Source organism: Flavobacterium sp. HTF (assembly GCF_003105115.1).
Lineage (GTDB): Bacteria > Bacteroidota > Bacteroidia > Flavobacteriales > Flavobacteriaceae > Flavobacterium.
In genome coordinates this window covers 1-22,014 of record NZ_QETH01000012.1, presented here as the reverse complement: position 1 = coordinate 22,014, position 22,014 = coordinate 1, and the positions used below count along the sequence as shown (strand labels likewise).

At 34.5% G+C, this 22,014-nt stretch carries 18 protein-coding genes and 2 tRNA genes; 14 read left to right on the top strand and 6 right to left on the bottom strand.

Annotated features, from left to right (window positions below; translation table 11 throughout):
* The first annotated feature begins 23 nt into the window (after positions 1 to 23).
* From DCO46_RS05740 to serB, 7 genes are all read left to right on the top strand, one after another.
* Entirely contained in the window at positions 24 to 431 is a 408-nt protein-coding gene (locus DCO46_RS05740; RefSeq protein WP_116751606.1) for a VOC family protein, read from the top strand.
* A gap of 1 nt (position 432) precedes the next feature.
* Entirely contained in the window at positions 433 to 837 is a 405-nt protein-coding gene (locus tag DCO46_RS05735) for an SRPBCC domain-containing protein (RefSeq protein ID WP_116751605.1), read from the top strand.
* 40 nt (positions 838 to 877) lie between these two features.
* Positions 878 to 1,285 carry an SRPBCC family protein gene (locus tag DCO46_RS05730; protein ID WP_116751604.1) on the top strand — a complete coding sequence of 136 codons (408 nt, stop codon included), beginning with the start codon at positions 878 to 880 and terminating at the stop codon, positions 1,283 to 1,285.
* A gap of 11 nt (positions 1,286 to 1,296) precedes the next feature.
* The gene (locus tag DCO46_RS05725; protein ID WP_116751603.1) at positions 1,297 to 1,707 is read left to right on the top strand and encodes a VOC family protein; all 411 of its coding nucleotides are present in this window, start codon (positions 1,297 to 1,299) and stop codon (positions 1,705 to 1,707) included.
* A 1-nt stretch (position 1,708) separates the two neighbouring features.
* Positions 1,709 to 2,149, top strand: a complete 441-nt coding sequence (locus DCO46_RS05720) for an SRPBCC domain-containing protein (RefSeq protein ID WP_116751602.1) — start codon at positions 1,709 to 1,711, stop codon at positions 2,147 to 2,149.
* A gap of 10 nt (positions 2,150 to 2,159) precedes the next feature.
* Complete coding sequence (locus DCO46_RS05715) at positions 2,160 to 2,597, top strand: VOC family protein (protein ID WP_116751601.1); 438 nt, start codon at positions 2,160 to 2,162, stop codon at positions 2,595 to 2,597.
* Between the two features lie 219 nt (positions 2,598 to 2,816).
* Positions 2,817 to 4,046: a phosphoserine phosphatase SerB gene (gene serB / locus DCO46_RS05710; protein WP_116751600.1), complete on the top strand. Its 1,230-nt coding sequence runs from the start codon at positions 2,817 to 2,819 to the stop codon at positions 4,044 to 4,046.
* A gap of 280 nt (positions 4,047 to 4,326) precedes the next feature.
* Here the strand turns inward: serB and DCO46_RS05705 are convergent, their stop codons facing one another.
* Positions 4,327 to 5,850, bottom strand: a complete 1,524-nt coding sequence (locus DCO46_RS05705) for a GH3 auxin-responsive promoter family protein (protein WP_116751665.1) — start codon at positions 5,848 to 5,850, stop codon at positions 4,327 to 4,329.
* A 232-nt stretch (positions 5,851 to 6,082) separates the two neighbouring features.
* Between DCO46_RS05705 and DCO46_RS05700 the strand changes: the two genes are divergently transcribed.
* Entirely contained in the window at positions 6,083 to 6,877 is a 795-nt protein-coding gene (locus DCO46_RS05700) for a DUF2797 domain-containing protein (protein WP_116751599.1), read from the top strand.
* A gap of 242 nt (positions 6,878 to 7,119) precedes the next feature.
* Positions 7,120 to 8,160, top strand: coding sequence for a glycosyltransferase family 9 protein (locus tag DCO46_RS05695; protein ID WP_243416258.1), 1,041 nt, complete (start codon positions 7,120 to 7,122; stop codon positions 8,158 to 8,160).
* Between the two features lie 70 nt (positions 8,161 to 8,230).
* On the opposite strand, the gene DCO46_RS05690 is transcribed toward DCO46_RS05695, so the two are convergent.
* Both DCO46_RS05690 and sppA read right to left on the bottom strand, forming a co-directional pair.
* Positions 8,231 to 10,831 carry an AsmA family protein gene (locus DCO46_RS05690; protein WP_116751597.1) on the bottom strand — a complete coding sequence of 867 codons (2,601 nt, stop codon included), beginning with the start codon at positions 10,829 to 10,831 and terminating at the stop codon, positions 8,231 to 8,233.
* Between the two features lie 350 nt (positions 10,832 to 11,181).
* The gene (gene sppA / locus DCO46_RS05685) at positions 11,182 to 12,939 is read right to left on the bottom strand and encodes a signal peptide peptidase SppA (protein ID WP_116751596.1); all 1,758 of its coding nucleotides are present in this window, start codon (positions 12,937 to 12,939) and stop codon (positions 11,182 to 11,184) included.
* Positions 12,940 to 13,074: 135 nt separating this feature from the next.
* On the opposite strand from sppA, the gene folK reads away from it, so the two are divergent.
* Entirely contained in the window at positions 13,075 to 14,208 is a 1,134-nt protein-coding gene (gene folK / locus DCO46_RS05680; protein WP_116751595.1) for a 2-amino-4-hydroxy-6-hydroxymethyldihydropteridine diphosphokinase, read from the top strand.
* Between the two features lie 102 nt (positions 14,209 to 14,310).
* Here the strand turns inward: folK and DCO46_RS05675 are convergent, their stop codons facing one another.
* The 3 genes from DCO46_RS05675 to DCO46_RS05665 all read right to left on the bottom strand — a co-directional run bounded on the left by DCO46_RS05675 (position 14,311) and on the right by DCO46_RS05665 (position 18,495).
* Positions 14,311 to 17,337: a T9SS type B sorting domain-containing protein gene (locus tag DCO46_RS05675; protein WP_243416257.1), complete on the bottom strand. Its 3,027-nt coding sequence runs from the start codon at positions 17,335 to 17,337 to the stop codon at positions 14,311 to 14,313.
* Between the two features lie 113 nt (positions 17,338 to 17,450).
* The gene (locus DCO46_RS05670; protein WP_116751594.1) at positions 17,451 to 17,987 is read right to left on the bottom strand and encodes an RNA methyltransferase; all 537 of its coding nucleotides are present in this window, start codon (positions 17,985 to 17,987) and stop codon (positions 17,451 to 17,453) included.
* A 76-nt stretch (positions 17,988 to 18,063) separates the two neighbouring features.
* Positions 18,064 to 18,495 (bottom strand): DUF1573 domain-containing protein, encoded by a 432-nt coding sequence (locus tag DCO46_RS05665; protein ID WP_042565706.1) that lies wholly within the window; start codon positions 18,493 to 18,495, stop codon positions 18,064 to 18,066.
* 155 nt (positions 18,496 to 18,650) lie between these two features.
* Between DCO46_RS05665 and mutS the strand changes: the two genes are divergently transcribed.
* The 4 genes from mutS to DCO46_RS05645 form a co-directional block, all read left to right on the top strand.
* Positions 18,651 to 21,257: a DNA mismatch repair protein MutS gene (mutS, locus tag DCO46_RS05660; RefSeq protein ID WP_116751593.1), complete on the top strand. Its 2,607-nt coding sequence runs from the start codon at positions 18,651 to 18,653 to the stop codon at positions 21,255 to 21,257.
* 158 nt (positions 21,258 to 21,415) lie between these two features.
* A tRNA-Gly gene (locus DCO46_RS05655) sits at positions 21,416 to 21,488 on the top strand.
* A 47-nt stretch (positions 21,489 to 21,535) separates the two neighbouring features.
* Positions 21,536 to 21,621: transfer RNA gene (locus DCO46_RS05650), tRNA-Leu, on the top strand.
* Between the two features lie 133 nt (positions 21,622 to 21,754).
* On the top strand, positions 21,755 to 22,014 hold a 260-nt coding region (locus DCO46_RS05645; RefSeq protein WP_116751592.1), incomplete at its 3' end, for a DUF1508 domain-containing protein.

Below are 22,014 nucleotides of genomic sequence, written 5' to 3'. Positions count from 1 at the left end.
AAATAATTTGTAATTTTATAAATATGAAAACAAAAATTTTCTTAAATCTTGCCGTAAAAGATTTAAAACGTTCGATTACTTTTTTTACTGAGCTGGGTTTTTCATTTAATCAAAAATTTACTAATGACAAAGGAACTTGTCTGATCATTGGCGAAAATATTAACGTCATGCTTTTGGTTGAAGAATTTTACCAAACATTTACAGATAAGCAAATTTGCGATAGCGCTACAACCAGCGAAGTTCTTATTTCTATTTCTGTGGAAACACGACAACAGGTAGATGAAATGATTGAAAAGGCAGTTAAGGCAGGCGGAACCAATTATAGAGAAGCAAAAGATTATGGATGGATGTACCAGAGAACTTTTCTTGATTTAGAGGGGCATCATTGGGAAATCTTTTGCATGGATGAAAGCCAGATACCAAATATGTAAGATGATTTCAGTACAAACTAAAATTAACACGTCAATAGAAAAAGTTTGGGAATTATGGACTTTGCCAGAACATATTGTAAAATGGAATACCCCGGGTGAAGACTGGCAAACATCACATGCAAAGAACGATCTGAGAATTGATGGCAAATTCAAATTTACAATGATGTCTAAAGATCAGAGCTCAGGTTTTGATTTTGAAGGCATATATACCAAAGTGCAGAAAAATCAATTAATAGAATATAAGCTGGAAGATAACAGAACGGCAAGAATCCATTTTGAAGAAAACGGTAATGTAGTAATACTTACAGAAGCGTTTGAACCTCAGAAACAAGATTCTGAAAGTATGCAGAAAGAATGGTGCCAGGCAGTTATAGATAATTTTAAACGTTACGCCGAAAATTTTTAGGATAAAGTAAAACAAAATCAATTTTAATTTTATTGTAACAATGATAACAGTACAAACCACGATTAATGCACCAATAGACAAAGTCTGGGAATTTTGGAACGAACCTGCGCATATAAAAAACTGGGCTTTTGCATCGCCGGACTGGCATGCGCCTCATGCAGAAAATGACTTAAGAGCAGGCGGAAAATTCTCAACAACTATGGCGGCAAAAGACGGCAGTATGAGTTTTGATTTTTGGGGAGAATATACTGTGGTGAAACAAAATGAAGCTATAAAATATGTAATGGGTGATGGCAGAAAAGCAGAAATTACTTTTAAAGAAACTCCAAACGGAGTAGAAATTACAGAAAGCTTTGACCCCGAAACACAAAATCCGGAAGAAATGCAGCGTGGCGGCTGGCAGGCTATTTTGGATAATTTTAAAAAATATGTAGAAAGTATAACTTAAAAAAAGAAACTATGACAAAACAAATTTGGTTGAATTTGCCTGTAAAAAATGTAGCAAAAGCAAAAGACTTTTTCTGGAAAATTGGTTTTTCTTTTAATCAGCAACACGATACACCAACTTCTACTTGTATGCTGGTGGGTGACGGACACTTTGTAGTAATGTTGTTTGAAGAAACTTTGTTTGAAAGTTTTTCCCAAAACAAAATTACCGATACGCAATCAGGTTCAGAAATTTTGATTTCGATTGATGCTGAAAGCAGAGAAGAAGTCGACGAACTGATTGAAAAAGTAAAAGCTGCCGGTGGAAATGTTTTTGCTCCTCCTGCCGAAAGTCAGGGCTGGATGTATGGAGCTGCTTTTGCCGATCTTGACGGGCATCGCTGGAATGTTTTGTACATGGATCTTAGTAAAATCCCACATTAATATGGAAACACTAGAATTTACAATCAGGATTAAGGCTCCGGTAGAAAAAGTATGGTCTGTTTTATGGAATGATGATACATATAAAAAATGGACGGGAGCTTTTTGTGAAGGTTCGTATGCAGTCAGTGACTGGAACGAAGGAGATAAAATACATTTTATGTCTCCCGGCGGAGAAGGAATGAACAGTATAATTGAAACTAAGATTCCGAATCAATATATGGCTTTTAAGCATATAGGAGAAATAAAAGACTTTAAAGAACTGCCTCTTAACGAAGAAACCAAAAAATGGAGCGGCGCAATGGAAACATACCGGTTAAATGCCGATGACGAATTTACCAATTTGGTTGCGCAGGTTGATGTAGTCGAAAAATATCTCGATTATTTTAAAGAAGCTTTTCCAAAAGGATTAGAAACAGTAAAAGAATTATCTGAACAAAAATAAAACAAAGAATATGGCAACAGTTAACACTTATTTAATGTTTAACGGAAATTGCGAAGAGGCATTTCTATTTTATAAATCAGTTTTTGGCGGAGAATTTTCCTATATCGGAAAATTTAACGAGGCGCCGGCAGAGGATGGTGGTAGTGAAGGACTTTCTGAAGAAGAGGGAAACAGAATTATGCACGTTTCTTTCCCAATTGGAAATACAATTTTGATGGGAAGTGACAGTCACCCGAGATATGGAGATGTAGTTGTTGGAAGCAACTTTCAAATTTCTGTAAACGTAGAAAGTAAAGAGGAAGCAGACAGGATTTTTAACGGACTTTCTGCAGGAGGAAAAGTGTATATGCCAATGGAGAAAACATTTTGGAGTGCTTACTTTGGAATGCTTCAGGATAAATTTGAGATAAGCTGGATGGTCAACTTTGATGAAAACCCGGCTAAATAATTTCCCTGTTATGAATTCACAAATTTTCACACAGTAATTTGTGGAATTCGTGTCAAAAGAAAAACAAAAGTTATGTTATTCTAATACTGAATCATAATTGTTAAATTATTTCAAAAAGCACATTCTTATGTGCTTTTTGTGTTTAAAAAAACAAGGATTATTCTTTTTTATCATCAATAGATTACCGATTTTTGTCGCTTCTTAATCAATAAAGAAAAAATGACAACAGAAGATAAAGAGATTATTTTATTAAAAGTTTCAGGTCACGATAAACCCGGAGTTACAGCAGGTTTAACAGCAGTTTTGGCAACCTATGATGCCGTTATTTTAGATATAGGCCAGGCCGATATTCACGATACACTGTCTTTAGGTATTTTATTTGAAATCAAAACAGGCTCATCTTCCGCACCAGTCTTAAAAGATTTATTGTTTAAAGCATATGAATTGGAAGTAAAAGTTAAGTTTATTCCAATTTCTATTGACGATTACGAATCATGGGTTAAATCACAATCAAAACAACGCTATATTATTAATATTCTGGGCGAAAAACTGGCAGCTTCACAACTGGCAGCAGTAACTAAAATATTATCGGATCAAAACCTGAATATCGACTCTATAATCAGGCTGACAGGGAGAACGTCTATTATCGAAAAAGAAGATAATCCACGCTCTTGTATACAATTGTCTGTGACAGGAGAAATCGTAAATAAAATTGTCATGACGGCCAGTTTTATGCAGATTTCACGAACTCTTGATGTTGATATTTCGTTTCAGGAAGACAATATTTACAGAAGAAACAGACGTCTGGTATGTTTCGATATGGATTCGACATTAATTCAGGCAGAGGTAATTGATGAGCTGGCAGAACTTAACGGAGTAGGTGATCAGGTAAAAGCGATTACAGAACTGGCCATGAACGGCGAAATTGATTTCAACGAAAGTTTCAAACAGCGTATGGCTTTGCTGGAAGGTTTAAGTGAAGATGTTTTAAGATCAGTTGCTGAGAAATTACCGATAACAAAAGGCGCACATCGTTTGATGAAAGCCCTGAAATATTATGGATATAAAACTGCAATTCTTTCCGGAGGATTTACCTATTTTGGAGAATACCTGCAAAAAGAACTGGGTATAGATTATGTTCATGCCAATAAGTTAGAAATAATAGACGGTAAATTAACGGGTAAATATATAGGTGACATTGTTGACGGACAAAAAAAAGCGGAACACCTAAAAGCCATTGCAGAAAAAGAAGGCATTCATATCAATCAAACCATTGCAGTTGGTGACGGAGCAAACGATTTGCCAATGCTGAATTTAGCCGGTTTGGGAATTGCTTTTCACGCCAAACAAAAAGTAAAAGAAAGCGCCTCAACTTCCATTTCAAGTTTAGGTCTCGACGGTGTTTTATACTTGTTAGGATACCACGACAGATATATTGATATGATGTAATATTCGATTGTCACCCTTAGCGAAGTCGAAGGGATTTAAGCGTAAATAGAGCTTAAAGTAAGCTCAGCCTGACAAATTAAATTCAACTCATTTTTATCATTTCGAAGAACGATAAATATCTGCGAGAAGGCTATTTCAAAATAAAAAAATAAAACCTCAGTCTTAAATATAAGCTGAGGTTTTTTATTTGAGCATGTCCCTCCGGGCCGGGCTATCCGTTCCAATCTTTTTGTTTTTAAAGAAAAAACAAAAAGGATTTCCACTTCTATCCCTCATGCGATTATACTTTTAACTTACACATCTCTTTAAGCTGCTCCAAATAATCCCTCTGGTTAGAAAGTCTCGGAATCTTATGCTGACCGCCAAGTTTATCTCTTTCTTTCAGCCAGTCATAAAAAAGATTCTCTCTGGCAACATTAATCACCAAAGGATTTAAAGTCATATTGTTGTAACGTTTCGCTTCGTAATCAGAATTTAAAGTCTGAAGCGTTTCATCCAGAACTTTTTGGAAAAGACCAACATCAGCAGGTTTTTTCTTGAATTCGATCATCCATTCGTGAGCGCCTTTTTCCTTGTCCTGCATAAAAATAGGAGCAACAGTATAATCAATCACTTCCGTTTGGGTAATCTGGCAAGCTTTGGCAATGGCCTGATCCGTATTTTCGACCATTAACTCTTCGCCAAAAACATTGATATGATGTTTGGTTCTTCCGGTTACGCGAATTCTGTATGGATTCAAAGAAGTAAAACGAACAGTGTCACCTATCAAATAACGCCATAAACCGGAATTGGTCGTAATAACAATAGCATAGTTTTTATTCAGTTCAACATCGGCTAAACGAATCGCTTTCTGATCCGCAGCTCCAAAACTATCCATCGGAATAAATTCATAGAAAATTCCGTAATCCAGCATCAATAATAAATCACTCGAATTATTTAAGTCCTGAATAGCAAAAAAGCCTTCAGATGCATTGTATATTTCGTAATATTTAAAATCACTGCTTGGTAAAATATTTTTGTATTGTTCTTTATAAGGAGAGAAACTTACGCCTCCGTGAAAATAAACTTCCAGGTTTGGCCAGATTTCCAATAAATTTTGTTTTCCGGTATTTTCAAGGACTTTATTCATTAAAACCAGCATCCATGAAGGAACTCCTGCAAAACTGGTTACATTTTCATTTTTTGTTTCATTGATAATGGCAGCAATTTTGGTTTCCCATTCGCTCATCAACGACGTTTTACTGCTTGGTGTACTGCTGAATTCTGCCCAGATTGGCATATTTTCAATTAAAATGGCCGAAAGGTCTCCAAAGAAAGTATTGTTGTTTTCGTAGATCTGGGAACTTCCGCCCAGACGAAGACTTTTTCCTAAAAACAATTCAGAATCTTCATTATTGTTGAGGTACAAACAGAGTAAATCCTTGCTTCCTTTATAGTGGCAATCTTCCAGGGCTTCATTACTTACCGGAATAAATTTACTTTTTGCATTTGTGGTTCCGCTTGATTTAGCAAACCATTTGATAGGCGTATCCCAAAAAACCGATTGTTCACCCTGACGTGTACGTTCGATTAAAGGCTGCAGTTCTTCATAAGTCGCAATAGGTACTCTTTCAGTAAAAGTCTGATAAGAGCTTATAGACGAAAAATCATATTTTTTTCCAATTATTGTATTTTCAGAAGCTGTCAATAAATTATGCAACAATTCTTCCTGAACTTCATTCGGATATTTTAGAAAGAGCTCTATTTGGTGGATCCTTTGCTTAAGAACCCAGGATGCAAACGAGTTTATTATTGATAAGGGCATGGAAATTTTTGGATTTTTTAGATTACTGATTATACGGTTATCGTAAATCAGGAAATTTAAAATTTGAATATCAACAGACAAATATTAACTTTGTCACTGTATCAAAAATAGTGTTTTTTTGTAAAAAAAACCATTCTATTTCCAGTAAAGATTCTAATTTTATTCGATTGAGAATTAAATTAAGCACTATAAAAGAAAATCTAAACCTTAAAATCAGTAATCTAAAATTCTAATGACATATCAAGGAGTACTTACAAAAATGCAAACAGAAATCGGAAATCCAATTCAGTATTATTTGGTTTTTGAAGACAGTTTTCTTAATATGAATCAGTTACTGAATAAAGACATTGAGATTAATTTTGCAGGTTATCAATGCCTGAATTGCAATAAAAAGAAAAAAATTTTCAGACAGGGTTTTTGTTATGATTGCTTCTATTCCAGCCCTGCAGTTGGTGACTGGATTATGAGACCTGAGTTGAGTACGGCACATTTAGGAATTGCAGACCGTGATTTGGAATATGAGCAAAAAGTGCAGCTGCAGCCTCACGTAGTGTATTTGGCCGTGGCCAGCGAAATAAAAGTAGGTGTTACCCGCAAAACGCAAGTACCAACACGCTGGATTGACCAGGGCGCCAGTCAGGCAATTGCTGTTGTTGAGGTTCCGAATCGTTATTTGGCAGGAATTGCCGAGGTGGCTCTGAAAAGTCATTATACTGATAAAACAAATTGGCGAAAAATGCTTCAGAGCAGTTCACAAACTTTTGATTTAATACAGGAAAAAGTAAAAATTGAAAGCCTGATTCCGGAAGAAGTCCGCCAATATTTCTTCAGCGAAAAAAATGATGTTTACGAACTTAATTACCCTGTTTTAAATTTCCCGGCAAAGGTGGCCAGTCTTAATTTAGACAAAACCCCTTCTTATAATGGAAAATTAACCGGGATAAAAGGCCAATATCTGATATTTGAAGACGGAACTGTTTTTAATGTTCGTGGATCAGAAGGATATTTGGTAACCATAGAGGTCTAATGCTTTTAAAACTCTGATTTAGTTCTGTTTGTAAATTTTTAACCATCGAAATAATATTAAAAGTGCGAATAATGATACATCTGGTTACAATTTTGTAATAATTGCTTATTGATAAGAATATAATTTTAAAGAATTAAACTGCTTAATTTGAACAAGTTAAAATAGCAGTGATTTTCAAATAAATTATAAATTATTGATACATGAGTATTTTAAAAAAAATAAATGTCTTTAGACGGGTCTTAATGCGTAGCCTCACTAAGAATATCGGTAAACAAAAAACAGATACAGGTATTTTTTTGGTTGACAAAAACGATATCAAGAGAGTTTTAATCTGCAGACCCAATGCACGGCTTGGTAACCTTTTGCTCATTTCTCCTCTTGTTCAGGAAGTTGCCGAAACATTTCCAAATTGTAAAATCGATTTGTTTGTAAAAGGTCCGCTGGCGCCCATTATTTTTGAAAACTATGATCAGGTTTATAAAACAATTCATCTTCCCAAAAAACCTTTTAAAAATTTATTAGAATACATAAAGGTTTGGATTTCTATAAAAAAACAGCCTTACGACATGGCCATAAATGTTGATCATAATTCTTCATCAGGCCGCTTAGCTGTTCGTTTTTCAAAAGCAAAATATAAATTTTACGGTGATTTAAATGATCCGTCCCTTCAGGAAAAAAGCGACTATGCTCACATCGCAAAATATCCAATTTATAATTTCAGAAATTACTTAACCAAATTGGGTGTTGCAAAAAGAAATAAAATAATTGCTCCTTTAGACCTAAAACTATCCCCTTATGAATTGTCTGACGGAAAAAGAAAACTGGAGAAATTGACAGGTAATAATTCAAAAAGAACAATCTGCTTATTTACCTACGCAACAGGAACAAAATGTTTATCAGAATTATGGTGGGAAGATTTTTATAAAGCAATAAAAAATCAATACAGAAACTATAATATAATTGAAGTTTTGCCAATAGAAAATGTATCACAAATTGCTTTTCAGGTACCGACATTTTATAGTAAAGATATTCGTGAAATAGGAGCATTGATAGCGCATACAGATGTGTTTATTGGCGCAGACAGCGGAATGATGCATTTAGCCAGTGCTGTTCAGACCCCGACTGTAGGCTTGTTTTCTGTTTCAGATATCAAAATGTACGGACCTTATGATAACTGCAGTATTGGAGTTAATATCATTAAAAGCTCTAAGAAAGATTATTTTAAAATACTGGATAATATTTTAAATAACGGAAAGCTGAAGATTTATTCGGATGCTGGTTAAAAAAAGTTGTTAAAACAAAAAAGGTCAATCGTAACAGATTGACCTTTTTTTATGCTTGTAATATACTTGCTTATTTTTTCTTCTTAAACAAACCGTTTAGCAAGTCACTTGCTTTTTTGGTAGCTTCCTGAGTTTTTTGTTCTTTTTCAGTAGCTGCAGCTTTTGTCGTGTCTTTTGCTTTCGTGTTTTTATTAAGCAGATCAGTAAGGGCAGAAGCTCCTTTTTGAGTTAACTTCTCTTTTTGCTGATTCACTAATTGTGTGGTCAGGCTGCTCACAGCACTTTTCATATCAGTAGATACTTTTGGATTAGAAAAGTTACCTGTAATCAATGCATTTACAGGAATATTGTCCAGTTTTGCAGCATCAGCAGGAGACATTTTAGCAATTAATGCGTTAGCTTCAGTTCCTAAATATTTGGCCGGAACATCTAGTTTTAAGTTATAATTCATCGTTTGGTCAAAACCGTGAGTTCCGCCAACCGTAACTTTGATATCCTGGTATTTAATGTCAAATGGTTTCACATTTACTTTTCCATTATCAAAAGTCAATGCCATTTTTAAGTCATTTAAGTTCAGCTTGCTTAAATCAAGGAATTTGATATTTGAGGTAAGCGAATTCAATACAGTCGAATTTTTAGAATTTACTGTAGTCGAAAGTAATTGTCCAAGCAAATCTCCTGAAATCGATTTTAAATCCGGAGTCAGTTCTTTAGCATCAAGATTTCCATTCAATTTAATAGTCGAATTCAGTTTTCCGTTGATAATTCCTGCCAATGGAGCAATTTTTTTCATCATCTCCAATTGGGTGAAAGTCTGTGCAATATCAACCTGATTGAATCCTAAATTCACATCAAAAGTGGGTACTTTTTCTTTTGTGGAAACCGCTCCGTTTAAGCCAATTGATCCTCCGAAAATAGAAGTTTTGAAGTTCTCTAAAGTTGCTTTTTCATCTTTGATAATTAATTTTCCGGCAACATCTTTTAGTTTTAGATTATCATATAAAACCGTGTTGGCTTTTGCATTTAAAGTACAATTTAAAAATGCCGGTATTTTCATTGCTTCAGCCGGTTTTGCCGGAGTTTTTGTTTCTGTTTTTGCCGGTTCGCCAGAAGTCATAAAATCATCAACAGCCAATTGGTTTGAGCTCATGTTGAAATTTCCTTTCAGTTCCTGTTTTTTGAACATAAAACCATAGAAATTCTCCAAAACTCCATTGATGCTGATATCACTTTTTCCTGTAGTAGCATCAAATTGCTTAAGGTTGATTCTGCTTGGATTAAACTCAACCAAAGCAGTGCTGATATTCATTGATTTATTGTTTTCATCAGTATATTTAAAACCTGATAAACTCATTGTACCTGCATTTTTGATGTTTTGATATTGGCTGTTTTCTACAGAAGCCATATCAAAATTGGTAGTTACATCCGCTTTTAAAATACCAGCCAAAGGTTTGTCCAGTTTAATTGGATACGCTTTTGAAAGGTTTGCCAGGTTAATAGTTCCTTTTAATGCAGCATCAACAATTGGGTTTACAGTAATGTTTTTCACATTTGCTTTAGCGCTGAAAACATCCTGATCAATTCTAAACGACAGTTTATCTAAATTAACGTAAGTATCGTTTAAAATTCCGGTTTCATTAATGATTTTGGTATCAATTACAATATTCTGAACCGATTTTGGTAAGTTCGGGTATTGAAAAGAAGCATTGTTTGAAGCAATTGCAATATTGAATTTTGGTACAGTTTTATCTGTTAATTCCCCTTTAGCAAAGCCTGCTACAGTAAAATCTCCTGTCGTTTTTACACCGTCTAAACCGGAAGCATAAGCCGAAGGAATTAAGCCTAAGAAATTTGTAAATGAGGAAGTTGGAGTTTTAAATTTCAAATCATAAATCTGACCTGCCTCAACCATCTGGATAAACCCGTCAAATTCTAAAGGCAATTGGTTGATTAAAGCCTTGTTTTCTTTAAAAGTATATTTGCTCTTTTCTAAATCAATTCCAAGAATAGCATCTAATGTTAATTTTATATTTTTCATATAATTAACCTTGTCCATGTCTAATGACACGTTCGCTGTCGTTTTTGTGTTTAAATCAAGTTTGGAATTTGTAAAATCTCCTGTTCCTTCATGATTCAGGCTGTCAATTACCATTTTAATTTTAGAACCCTGATCGATATATCTAAAAGTAAAATTTTCAATTTTGTAGTTCTGGATTTTTAAGGCCAATGGCTTGCCGGCTTCTTCTTTTTCCGTTTTTTCTTTGTCTTTTAAGGCAATGTCAAAATTTCCTACACCATCTTTATTAAAAATGATATTGATCAGACCATTTTCAGAAGTGATTCCTTCAATATTCAAAGGTTCATCTTTTCCTTTAAAAAGTTCTTTAATGCTCATTTTCAGATTTAATTTCCCCAGCGAAACCAAAGTATCGCCTTCAAATGGTGCTTTGTTGATAATGACCAGACTATCAATCCCGACAGCAGCATTTGGGAAATTTTTGAATAAACTTAAGTCAGCATCTGCAAAACTCACTTTTGCATCTACACTTTCATTAATAGCTTCTGCGATTTTCGCTTTTATCTGATCCTTGAAAAAATAGGGGATAGCGAATAATGCGGCAACAAATACCACAAGAACAATTGCTGCGATTTTTAAAATTTTCTTTAACATAATTAATTATAGATTTGAGATTTTAAGGTTCTTAATTTATGTGTATTATTCTTGCAAAAATATACTTTTATCGTTCAGGTTATTTGAAATTTTTCATAAAAAAACAATAGCCTGCCGTATATCGAATTTCGATTAAGGCAAGCTATCAAAAAAAAATAAATTAATTTTATATATTTTTAAAACTTTATGAAGTACGGTTTTGATTTTTATTAAAGCGCTGTAATTTTTTGCTAAAATAGATAACACAACACGTTAATGATGTTAAGTAGAAATTAACTTTGGGTTAATTAAAAACAAAAAAAATCCGTCTGAGAATACCCCAAACGGATTTGACTATATTTTTTGGTTTTTTATCGGATATTTATTCCATAAGGCAACATTGCCTGAACACCTTTTTGTTTCTGAAGTCTTTTTACCTGTTCAATAATAAGGTAGTTTTCTTCGCCAATTTCTTCTTTTATAAAAGCTTCCTTAGATTTTGCAAAAGGAAAACCGGACAATAGTTCGTTGAACGATTTTTCGTATTCAGGATAATTTTGTGTACTGTATGATTTTATTTTGGCAATTCTTGCTGCTTCTGCTATAGCATCATTTAGTCCGCCGATTTTATCAACCAGACCAATTTTTACAGCTTCAGAACCAGACCACACTCTTCCTTGCGCAATAGAATCAACCTGAGCAAAAGTCATTTTTCTTCCTTGGGCAACATGGGTTACAAAAGTCTTGTAAATGTTTTCTACACTTTCTAAAGTAAAAGCTTTGAATTTTTCATCTACGGGTACAAACGGACTGTAGTTTGCTGAATTTTCGTGAGTTTCAACTTGTTCGGTATTAATCCCTAATTTATTGGCTAAAGGAGTGAAATTTGGAAGAATTCCAAAAACACCAATTGAACCTGTTATAGTGTTGCTTTCAGCAAAAATCTTATCTGCATTACAGGCAATGTAATAACCTCCTGACGCAGCATAATTACCCATAGAAACCACAACCGGTTTTACTTTTTTGGTAATTTCAATTTCTCTCCAGATCAGGTCAGATGTCAGAGCACTTCCGCCCGGGCTGTCAATTCGAAGAACAATCGCTTTTACATCATCATTTTTTCTCGCCTCCTGCAAAGAACGACGCATTGCGCCTTCGCCAATTACAGTTACATCGCCTTCACCGCTTTCAATTTCGCCCTGCGCGTAAATCACAGCAATCTGATCACTTGAAGAATTTGTCAGAGCAGTGGTAATATTGTTTTGAGTATAGTCTAAAATCGAAATCTTATTATAGTCTTCATCTTTATCAACTTTTAATTTTTCTTTGATAGCATTGTGATAAACGTCTTCATAGGCTACAATGTCAACCAGATGTTGCGCTTTTGCCATTTCCGGAGTTCTTGCAAGCAAACCATTTGCAATTTCGTTTACTTTATCAATAGGAATATTTCGGCTTTTTGAAATGTCATTAGAAACGGTTGCCCAGACAGAATTTAAAAGAGCCGTTATCTGTTCTCTGTTTGCATCACTCATTTTATTTTCTAAAAATGGTTCAACAGCACTTTTATATTTTCCATGACGAATCACTTCCATATGAATACCTGTTTTGTCCTGAAAGTCCTTAAAGAACATAATTTCAGACGAAAGTCCTTTAAAATCTAAATCTCCCGCAGGATTCAGATAAATTGTATTGGCAACAGAATTTAAATAATATTCTTTCTGAGAATAAGTATTGGCGTATGCCCAGACAAATTTTCCTGATTTTTTGAATTTTTCAAGCGCATTTCTTAAGTCTTTATACTGCGCAAGCCCTAATGATGACTGGTCGTTTAGAATTGAAATTCCTTTGATTTTATCGTCTTTTTCTGCAGCTTCGATTGCGTTGATTACATCGGTTAAACCAACTCCTTTTGAATCAGAAAAAGCGGTAACCCATGGATCTTTGTATTTTCCTGCATAGTCATTTTTGATTTTCTTCAGATCTAATTCTATAACAGAATCAGCTTTGACTGAAACCGTATCTTCACCTCCAAAAATAGTTCCGATAAGAATTACCCCAAAAAAGAACAACATAATAAACACAAAAATACCAATCACTGTGGCAACTACATTTCCTAGAAATTTCATAAATACATTTTTTATATAAGTAGCAAAAAAGAGTAAAACGTTACACTTTTAATAAACAAGTTACGGATTAATCTAGAACTCCTTTCACAAATATATTGTTAATTCTAAAATAGTTTTAGTTAATTTGCATTTATTATGAAATCACAGCACCAGGTCGTTTTATCTATAGGAAGTAATGAAGGAAACCGGTTAACAAACATCCAAAGTTGTATTGATCTGATACATCAGGAGGTAGGAACCGTGATACAGGTTTCCAGACTATATGAAACTCCCGCATGGGGCTTTGAAAGTGATGCTTTTTATAACTGCGCGCTTACTCTTCATACTTCATTTTCTGCTCAGAAAATACTTAGTCAGGTTTTAAAAATAGAAAAACATTTAGGACGAATCCGTACCAGTGAGCAAGGATATCAATCCAGGATTATAGACATCGATCTGATTATTTTTGATAATGAAATTATTCAGTCTGATAAACTTCAGGTTCCGCATCCGCTAATGCAAAACAGGAAATTTGTTTTGTTGCCCGTACAGGATTTAAATCTGGACTGGAAACACCCTGTTTTTCAAAAAACAATATCCGAATTACTGGCAATTACTCCGGATGAAAGCGTTTGTACTGTGGTTCAGGATTTGAAAAATCCATTGCAGGAAATCCCATTAGAAAAGTTTAACTATATTTCTTTTGAAGGAAATATAGGAGCCGGAAAAACGACGTTGGCACATAAAATCGCAGAAGATTTTAATGCTAAAACAGTTTTGGAACGCTTTGCAGACAATCCTTTTTTACCCAAATTTTATAAAGACCAAAACAGATATGCGTTTCCTTTAGAAATGTCTTTTTTGGCGGATCGTTATCAGCAATTGTCAGATGACCTGGCTCAGTTTGATTTGTTCAAAGACTTTATTGTAGCTGATTATCATATTTTTAAATCATTGATTTTTGCCAAAATTACGCTTGCTGAAGATGAATATCGTTTGCACAGAAACTTATTTGATATCATTTACAAAGAAATGCAAAAACCTGATTTGTATGTCTATTTATACCAAAATACAGGAAGGCTACTCGAGAATATCAAACGCCGCGGACGCCCTTATGAGCAAAATATTTCGGCTGAATATTTAGAAAAAATAAATAATGGATATTTAGAATACATCAAATCCCAAGCAGATTTAAATGTTTTGATTATTGATGTTTCAGACCGTGACTTTGTAAAGAAACACGAAGACTATCTTTTTATTTTAAATGAGATTCAGAAAAAAATTAGATAATTTTTCAATTGAGATAATTAGATAATTAGAAAGGGTTTATCTAATTCTTAATTTTTTTTAATTATCAAATTGCCACATTGCCACATTTTCTAATTTAAAAAATCATCTCTTCAAAGTAAAATGTCCTTTAAAAACAGGCATAGTGTTATCAATCTCCATTGCGTACCAATAATCAGAAGCGGGAAGGGGGATCTTGTCAAAAGTGCCATCCCAACTCATTTTTCCGGAACTTAATTGTGTTATAAGTTTTCCGTATCGGTCAAAAATGGTGACTTTCGCCTGAGGGTAATTCTCAATTCCGGTTACCTCCCAAACGTCATTAAAAGTGTCATTATTTGGAGTGAAAAATGCAGGAAAAACCAAAACCACGAAGTTTTGTATAGTTCCTCCGCATCCGCTTTTATCTCTCACATAAGCTGTTTGCAGCCCTCCCGGAACATCATAAAACACATTAGAATCCTGAAAATTAAAACCATCAACAGAATATTCAAAATAATCTTTTTCAATGGCCAGATTAATAGTAGCTTTTCTTCCGTTGACATTAATACTTTTTATTTGAGGAAAAACATGTTCATTTACGATTATTGTTTTTGTATTGGGACAACTTTCAGGAGCCGGACTTGTCACTTCAACAGTGTAAGTTCCTCCTGTGCTTACTTCTGTTGTTTGTGTTGTATCTCCGTTAGACCATAAATAACCCATTCCTGCAATTCCTGCATCGAGTATAATTTTTTGCGACTGACATAGAATAACAGTTTCATCTGTAACCACAGGAAGGCTATAGATGACAGCATTTACCGGAATACGGTTTGAATTTACACAACCATTATTGGAAGCCTCTGCGTAATAAGTAGTATTTGCTGAAATTGAAGGTGTAGAAAAACTATTTCCGGTAAACAAACTTGGACCTCCTGTTGAAGCTGCGTACCAGTTTATAACCCCAATATTTGAGCTGGCTTGTAAGTTTACGGTACCTTCTCCACATCTGGACACAGTAGATTCTGCAGCAACAGGCATGTTTGGAGTTATATTTACGGTAGCAGTAACGGGCTTTCTTTTGCTCTCACAACCGGGGTCTGCGTAATAAATAGTTGTTGTGTTTAATGTGGGAGTTGTAAAACTTGTTCCGCTTTTCAGAGGTGTTCCGCCTGTTGGGACGTCATACCAGCTTATAGTGGTTCCGGGTGTTGAAGTAGCGGTCAAAGTAAAACTGCCCGAATCACAAACCGGATTGGGTGTAACAATATTTACTTCCGGAATTGTTATTTTGGTACTGGCAGCAATCTGCAAAGGAACTTCTCCCGGCATTCCGCCATATTCTACAACAAAACCTTTTGGCTGATAATTGTCTCCGGGACTTAATGAACCGGTATTGGACAAATCATTCCACGACCCTCTGGTGCCAACTCCCGGCTGCGTAATATGGGCATAATCTTCATCGCCCAGATTATTTGGTTCGCCTGAATTCCAAAAAGTATAATTCATAACAGTTCCTGCTTCCGGACCTGTTACCCATTTCCAGATACCTTCTGTTTCGGCATCACTTCCTCCAATCCATCCTGTTCCGGACGCCTGTTCGCCAATTAATATGGCTTCATCAGCAGATAATACAGTTGCCAGATAGCCTTCCAGACCGTAATAGCTTGTGGCTTCTGCAGCAGTTTTGGCATTTATCCAGGTTATACCAACACTTGGAACAAATAAATAATAATGTTGCGTAGAAGGTAAATAATTGGCATTACCAATTGTTATTGAAAAAGTTCTTGTTCCGGAAGCTGAAGCCGAAGAATTTAAGAAAATCACATCTTTTACAGCGTCGACTAAATCAGCATATAAAACATCAGTACCTGTTAGATTTTTTATACTTAATTTCCCTGCTGTTGCATCCCAGCTTGTCGTTAAATTAGGATGTGCTGCCGGATTTGAAAGAGTAAGCTGATCTAAACCACTTGAATAACCAGACGAAATTTGAATATAAATAACTTTAGTTCCTGTTTCTGCAGGGTCGTGAGTTATAGTAAAATCAGTTACAATTTTCATTGGATTTTGTGGGCAGTATAGCTGATCTCCGGTTGCTTTAACAATAGGAGCAGTTGTTGCAAGTTTACTACAGTCGTTTGAATATTTTGCTGTATTATCTTTGTAGATTTTCCAGTTTGTATTTGAATAAGCTTCATTATCTACTTGTATACAGGTCAGACCGGAGTTAAATTTAAAATTTGGAGAGTCTAGTTTTGTGTTCTGTCCGTTTTTTAAATTCAATTTTGTCAACAGATTATGATTGCACAAAAGAGTATTAAGATTAGTATTGTTAGACATATCTAAACTAGATAATTGATTATAACTGCAGTCTAAGGTGCCTAAACTATTAGGGATATTCAGAGAAGTTATTTGATTACTTCTGCAATCTAATAATCCTAAATTTGGATTATTAGAAGTATCCAGAGAAGTTATTTGATTATTATTTACGAATAATGCTTGCAGTAGTGAGTTTTTAGAAATGTCAAGATTTGATAAATTGTTATTACCGCAATTTAGAGTTATTAAATTGATGTTTTTTGAAACATCTAAAGTGGTTAACTTATTAAAGATGCAAGTTATGTTTATTAAAGAAGTATTTTGAGCAAGGTTTATGCTTGTAATGTTATTGTTGTGAAATATAAGGTTAGTTAAAGATGTGTTTTTTGAAACATCCAGACTGCTTAATTCATTATTTCCTATAGATAGAATTTCCAATGCCGTGTTTTTTGAAAGATCGATAGTAGATAATTGATTATATCCGCATGTTAGAGATTTCAGAAAAATGTTGTTGGTAAGATTTAAATTGGTAAGAAAGTTTCTTTGAAATATATTATCATTAAGTATCCCGACATCTAATTTTTCTAATTTTACAAAAGCCTCAATACCTGTTAAGTTAAAAATGTTTTTGCCCGGAACAAATAGTGCTGTTACGTCTTTGACATTTGCAATCAGAACCTGACCATCAATAGGACCGCTGTCAATATTTAAATCAATTAAAGCCTGTTCAAAATTTGGATCAGGAATAGATGTATATTGAGCAAATCCCACAAAAGGGAATAATAATAAAAATAATAAACGTAGTGGTTTTAGGAAATTGATAGCTTTCATTTTATAAAAGTATCAATTTCTTAATAATAAAAAAATATATTTACATATCTAACATTTAAATACTTAAATTGATTTAAAAATCACATTTTTTAGATACAAATATTCTTTAATTGTTAGTTTGGCCATTTTAATTTTTTAAATAAATCCCAAACAACAATTCCGGCACTTACAGAAATGTTTAAGGAATGTTTTGTTCCGAGTTGCGGAATTTCAATACATCCATCACAAATTGCAACTGCTTCCTGAGCAACGCCATAAACTTCGTTTCCGAAAATTAAAGCATATTTTTGATTTTTCTCCACTTTAAAATCCTGAAGGAAAACCGCGCTTTCGACTTGTTCAATGGCGAGAGTCAGTACACTATCTTTTTTAAGGTTTTCGATAACTTCCAGTACATTCTCGTGATGCTCCCAGGCGACAGTTTCAGTAGCGCCAAGTGCTGTTTTATGAATTTCTTTGTTTGGAGGGGTAGCCGTAATACCGCATAAGATAATTTTTTCAATCAAAAAAGCATCTGCAGTTCTAAATACAGAACCGATATTATGCAGACTGCGAATATCGTCTAATACCAAAATCAGAGGAGTCTTCTCTGATTCCTTAAAATCTTCAATCGATTTTCTGTCTAATTCGCTATTTTCAAGTTTTCTCATTTGGGTCAGGTTCAGGTCATAAAAAAAGCTTCCAAAGATAAGGAAGCTTTTTCAATTATTTTAAGTGTTTTTCAGATTAGCTTTTTACCGGATCTGGTAAAACAGTACCTTTAATAGTAAGTACTTTTGTTGGTTGTCCTTCAGCATTAGAAGTAACAGTTACCGTTTTAGTAAAAGCACCAACTCTGTCAGTAGCATATTTTACTCCAATAATACCTTTAGCACCCGGAGCGATTGGCTCTTTTGGTGTTGTAGGAACAGTACATCCACAAGATCCTTGTGTGTTTGTAATGATAAGTGGCTTAGTTCCGTTGTTTACAAAAACAAACTCACGTTTTCCATCCGCATTATGAGCGATTGTTCCGTAGTCAATTGTTTCAGTTTCAAAAGCCATTCCAGCTCCTTCAATTTTAGCAACTTTCGCAGCTTTAGCTTTTTTAGTGCTTTGAGCATTAGAAGCTGTAATTCCAACTACAGCTAACATAGCAAATAAAATTATTTTTTTCATCTTTTATGAGTCTTTTTTAATTATCACAAATCTATATAAAATTCTTATATCTGAACTTAAAAAATTCTTAAAATATTTTAATTTTTGAAGCCTTCGATATTCCTTCAAAAAATCCTAAATTCGCTGTCACAAAATTTCATTTAAAATATAATAATTTGGCAACGAAAGAGAAAGTGGTGAAAGAAACACCCTTAATGAAACAGTACAACGAAATCAAGAGAAAATATCCTGATGCATGTCTGCTTTTCAGAGTAGGGGATTTTTATGAAACCTTTGGAGAAGATGCTATCAGGGCTTCTAAAATTCTTGGTATCACATTGACAAAAAGGGGAGCAGGTTCTGAAACTGAAACAGCACTTGCCGGATTCCCACACCATTCTATTAACACCTATTTGCCAAAGTTAGTTAAAGCCGGACTTCGTGTTGCGATCTGTGATCAGCTTGAAGATCCCAAAATGACTAAAACAATCGTAAAAAGAGGTGTGACAGAACTGGTAACGCCCGGAGTTTCTTTGAACGATGAGGTTTTACAATCAAAAACAAATAACTTTTTAGCATCGGTATATTTTGCTAATAAAAATATAGGAGTCTCTTTTTTGGATGTTTCCACAGGAGAATTCCTAACAGCTCAGGGAAATGCAGAATACATTGATAAATTACTTCAGAATTTTAATCCGAGCGAGATTTTAGTTCCAAAGAACAATAAAAGTGATTTTAAAGAAGCTTTTGGAGAAGATTTTCATAGTTTCTATCTTGAAGACTGGATTTATAAGGAAGACTACGCGTTAGAAACCCTGACAAAACATTTCCAGACTACTTCTTTAAAAGGATTTGGTATTGAAGAATTAAAAGAAGGTATTATTGCTTCGGGAGCAATTTTGTATTATTTGTCAGAAACACAGCATAATCGTGTGCAGCACATCACGGCGATTCAGCGTATTGCGGAAGATGCGTATGTCTGGATGGATCGTTTTACGATTCGAAACTTAGAACTATATCACAGCTATAATCCAAATGCAGTAACACTCTTAGATGTTATTGACAGAACACTTTCGCCAATGGGCGGACGTTTGCTGAAACGCTGGCTTGCCCTTCCTCTAAAAGACAGCAATAAGATAAAAGGCCGTCATGATGTAGTTTTCTATCTAAAGTCAAATTCTGAAGTTCTGCATAATATTCAATATCAAATCAAGCAAATTTCAGATTTAGAGCGTTTGATTTCCAAAATTGCGGCAGGAAAAGTTTCGCCCCGTGAAATTATTTACCTAAAAGAATCTTTAGATGCTATTGTTCCAATTAAGGCCCTGGCGCTGGAAAGCCCACAGGAAGCCGTAAAAATTATTGGTGATAGTTTGCATGCCTGTGATTTATTAAGAGAAAAAATCAAAAACACTTTAAATCAGGATGCACCCGTTGCAATTTCAAAAGGAAATGCAATCGCAAAAGGTGTCAATGAAGAGCTGGATGATTTGCGTGCTATTTCTACTTCCGGAAAAGAGTTTCTGGAAGGAATCGAAAAAAGAGAATCAGAGAGAACAGGAATTTCCTCTTTAAAAATATCATTCAATAATGTATTCGGATATTACATTGAAGTTAGAAATACCCATAAAGACAAAGTTCCCGAAGAATGGATCCGAAAGCAAACTTTGGTTAATGCGGAACGTTATATCACAGAAGAATTAAAAGAATACGAAACTAAAATTTTAGGGGCAGAAGAAAAAATCTATAAAATTGAAACCGATCTTTTTGAGCAATTAGTTGCCTGGATTGCAACTTACATCAAACCGGTTCAAATGAATGCTTATCTGGTTGCGCAATTAGACTGTTTGTGTTCGTTTACCCAATTAGCAATCGAAAATCAATATGTGTGTCCTGAAATTGATGATACCTTTGAGCTGGATATAAAAAACGGAAGACATCCTGTGATTGAAAAGCAATTACCGGTTGGAACTCCTTACATCGCCAATGATGTTTTTTTAGACAGGGAAACACAGCAGATTATTATGATTACAGGACCAAACATGTCCGGTAAATCGGCAATTTTGAGACAAACGGCATTGATTGTTCTATTGGCGCAAATGGGAAGTTTTGTTCCTGCAGACAGCGTCAGAATGGGAATCGTTGATAAGATTTTTACAAGAGTTGGGGCTTCCGATAATATTTCGATGGGAGAGTCAACTTTTATGGTTGAAATGAATGAAACGGCTTCTATTTTGAATAATATCTCTGACAGGAGTTTAGTGTTGCTAGATGAGATTGGAAGAGGAACCAGTACGTATGACGGAATTTCGATTGCCTGGGCTATTGCCGAATTTCTGCATGAGCATCCTTCAAATGCAAAAACGCTTTTTGCGACACATTATCATGAATTAAATGAAATGACGGAATCGCTTCCGAGAATTCAGAATTTTAATGTAGCTGTAAAAGAATTAAAAGATACCGTCTTATTTGTTAGAAAGCTTGTAAAAGGAGGAAGCGCACACAGTTTTGGAATTCACGTTGCTAAAATGGCCGGAATGCCGCAGCTTGTTATTTCAAAAGCACAAAAACTTTTGAAAAAACTGGAAAAAAATCATTCGAGCGATGCACTAAACGGAATCAAGTCTGCAAATGATGAAATGCAGATGAGTTTTTTTAATCTTGATGATCCGTTACTGGAAGAGATAAAAGAGGAAATTTTAGGCTTAGATATTAATGCAATCACACCAGTGGAGGCTTTGATGAAGCTTAATGAGATTAAAAGAATGTTGGTAAAGAAATAAAATTAGAAAATTCAGATTTAAAGTTTAGGTTATCAGAATGTTATAAAATAAGTGAATTTTTTTTTCGAAAAATGCTTGTATAATTGAATAAATGTCCTAAATTTGCACTCGCAATACAAGACAAGTCAGGTGTTGCAGTTCTTAACAGAATTTGAAACGCGAAAATAGCTCAGTTGGTAGAGCGCGACCTTGCCAAGGTCGAGGTCGCGGGTTCGAGCCCCGTTTTTCGCTCAAAAGCAAAATTGCTCGATGATGTTGTAACATCGAATAAGTATAATGCTCGGATGGTGAAATTGGTAGACACGCTGGACTTAAAATCCAGTGAACAGCAATGTTCGTGCGGGTTCAAGTCCCGCTCTGAGTACTAAAGCCTCTTCTTTTGAAGAGGCTTTTTTTATGGTGTAAACTTAAATCTGTGAAAATGCAATTTAAAGATCAAATTTGAGTTTTACTATCATAGGAATCTAAAAAATCTTCAATCTAAATTTAAATTATAAATGGGTGCTTTTGTAATTAGCAGGCGGTTTAATGATGAATATAAATTTGTGTTCACTTCCAGGAGAGGGAAAGTAATTTTTACAAGTTTAAGCTATGAATTGAAGTTTGAGTGTGAAGAGGATATTGAGAAGTTTAAAATAAATACGGAGCAGGCTAAATTTTTAAAATTTAAAGGCTCAGGAGGAAAATATTTCTTTAAACTGATGTTGGGTGAGCTTCACTTTGCAACAAGTCGAAAATACACAACAGAATTGCTTTT

Bases quoted from the DNA above. Each gene is read 5' to 3' on its own strand.
- DCO46_RS05705 (WP_116751665.1), bottom strand. From the start codon at position 5,850: ATGCCCTTATCAATAATAAACTCGTTTGCATCCTGGGTTCTTAAGCAA.
- DCO46_RS05725 (WP_116751603.1), top strand. From the start codon at position 1,297: ATGACAAAACAAATTTGGTTGAATTTGCCTGTAAAAAATGTAGCAAAA.
- DCO46_RS05730 (WP_116751604.1), top strand. From the start codon at position 878: ATGATAACAGTACAAACCACGATTAATGCACCAATAGACAAAGTCTGG.
- DCO46_RS05720 (WP_116751602.1), top strand. From the start codon at position 1,709: ATGGAAACACTAGAATTTACAATCAGGATTAAGGCTCCGGTAGAAAAA.
- DCO46_RS05695 (WP_243416258.1), top strand. From the start codon at position 7,120: ATGCGTAGCCTCACTAAGAATATCGGTAAACAAAAAACAGATACAGGT.
- sppA (WP_116751596.1), bottom strand. From the start codon at position 12,939: ATGAAATTTCTAGGAAATGTAGTTGCCACAGTGATTGGTATTTTTGTG.
- DCO46_RS05675 (WP_243416257.1), bottom strand. From the start codon at position 17,337: ATGAAAGCTATCAATTTCCTAAAACCACTACGTTTATTATTTTTATTA.
- DCO46_RS05690 (WP_116751597.1), bottom strand. From the start codon at position 10,831: ATGTTAAAGAAAATTTTAAAAATCGCAGCAATTGTTCTTGTGGTATTT.
- serB (WP_116751600.1), top strand. From the start codon at position 2,817: ATGACAACAGAAGATAAAGAGATTATTTTATTAAAAGTTTCAGGTCAC.
- DCO46_RS05670 (WP_116751594.1), bottom strand. From the start codon at position 17,987: ATGAGAAAACTTGAAAATAGCGAATTAGACAGAAAATCGATTGAAGAT.
- DCO46_RS05665 (WP_042565706.1), bottom strand. From the start codon at position 18,495: ATGAAAAAAATAATTTTATTTGCTATGTTAGCTGTAGTTGGAATTACA.
- folK (WP_116751595.1), top strand. From the start codon at position 13,075: ATGAAATCACAGCACCAGGTCGTTTTATCTATAGGAAGTAATGAAGGA.
- DCO46_RS05700 (WP_116751599.1), top strand. From the start codon at position 6,083: ATGACATATCAAGGAGTACTTACAAAAATGCAAACAGAAATCGGAAAT.
- DCO46_RS05735 (WP_116751605.1), top strand. From the start codon at position 433: ATGATTTCAGTACAAACTAAAATTAACACGTCAATAGAAAAAGTTTGG.
- DCO46_RS05740 (WP_116751606.1), top strand. From the start codon at position 24: ATGAAAACAAAAATTTTCTTAAATCTTGCCGTAAAAGATTTAAAACGT.
- DCO46_RS05715 (WP_116751601.1), top strand. From the start codon at position 2,160: ATGGCAACAGTTAACACTTATTTAATGTTTAACGGAAATTGCGAAGAG.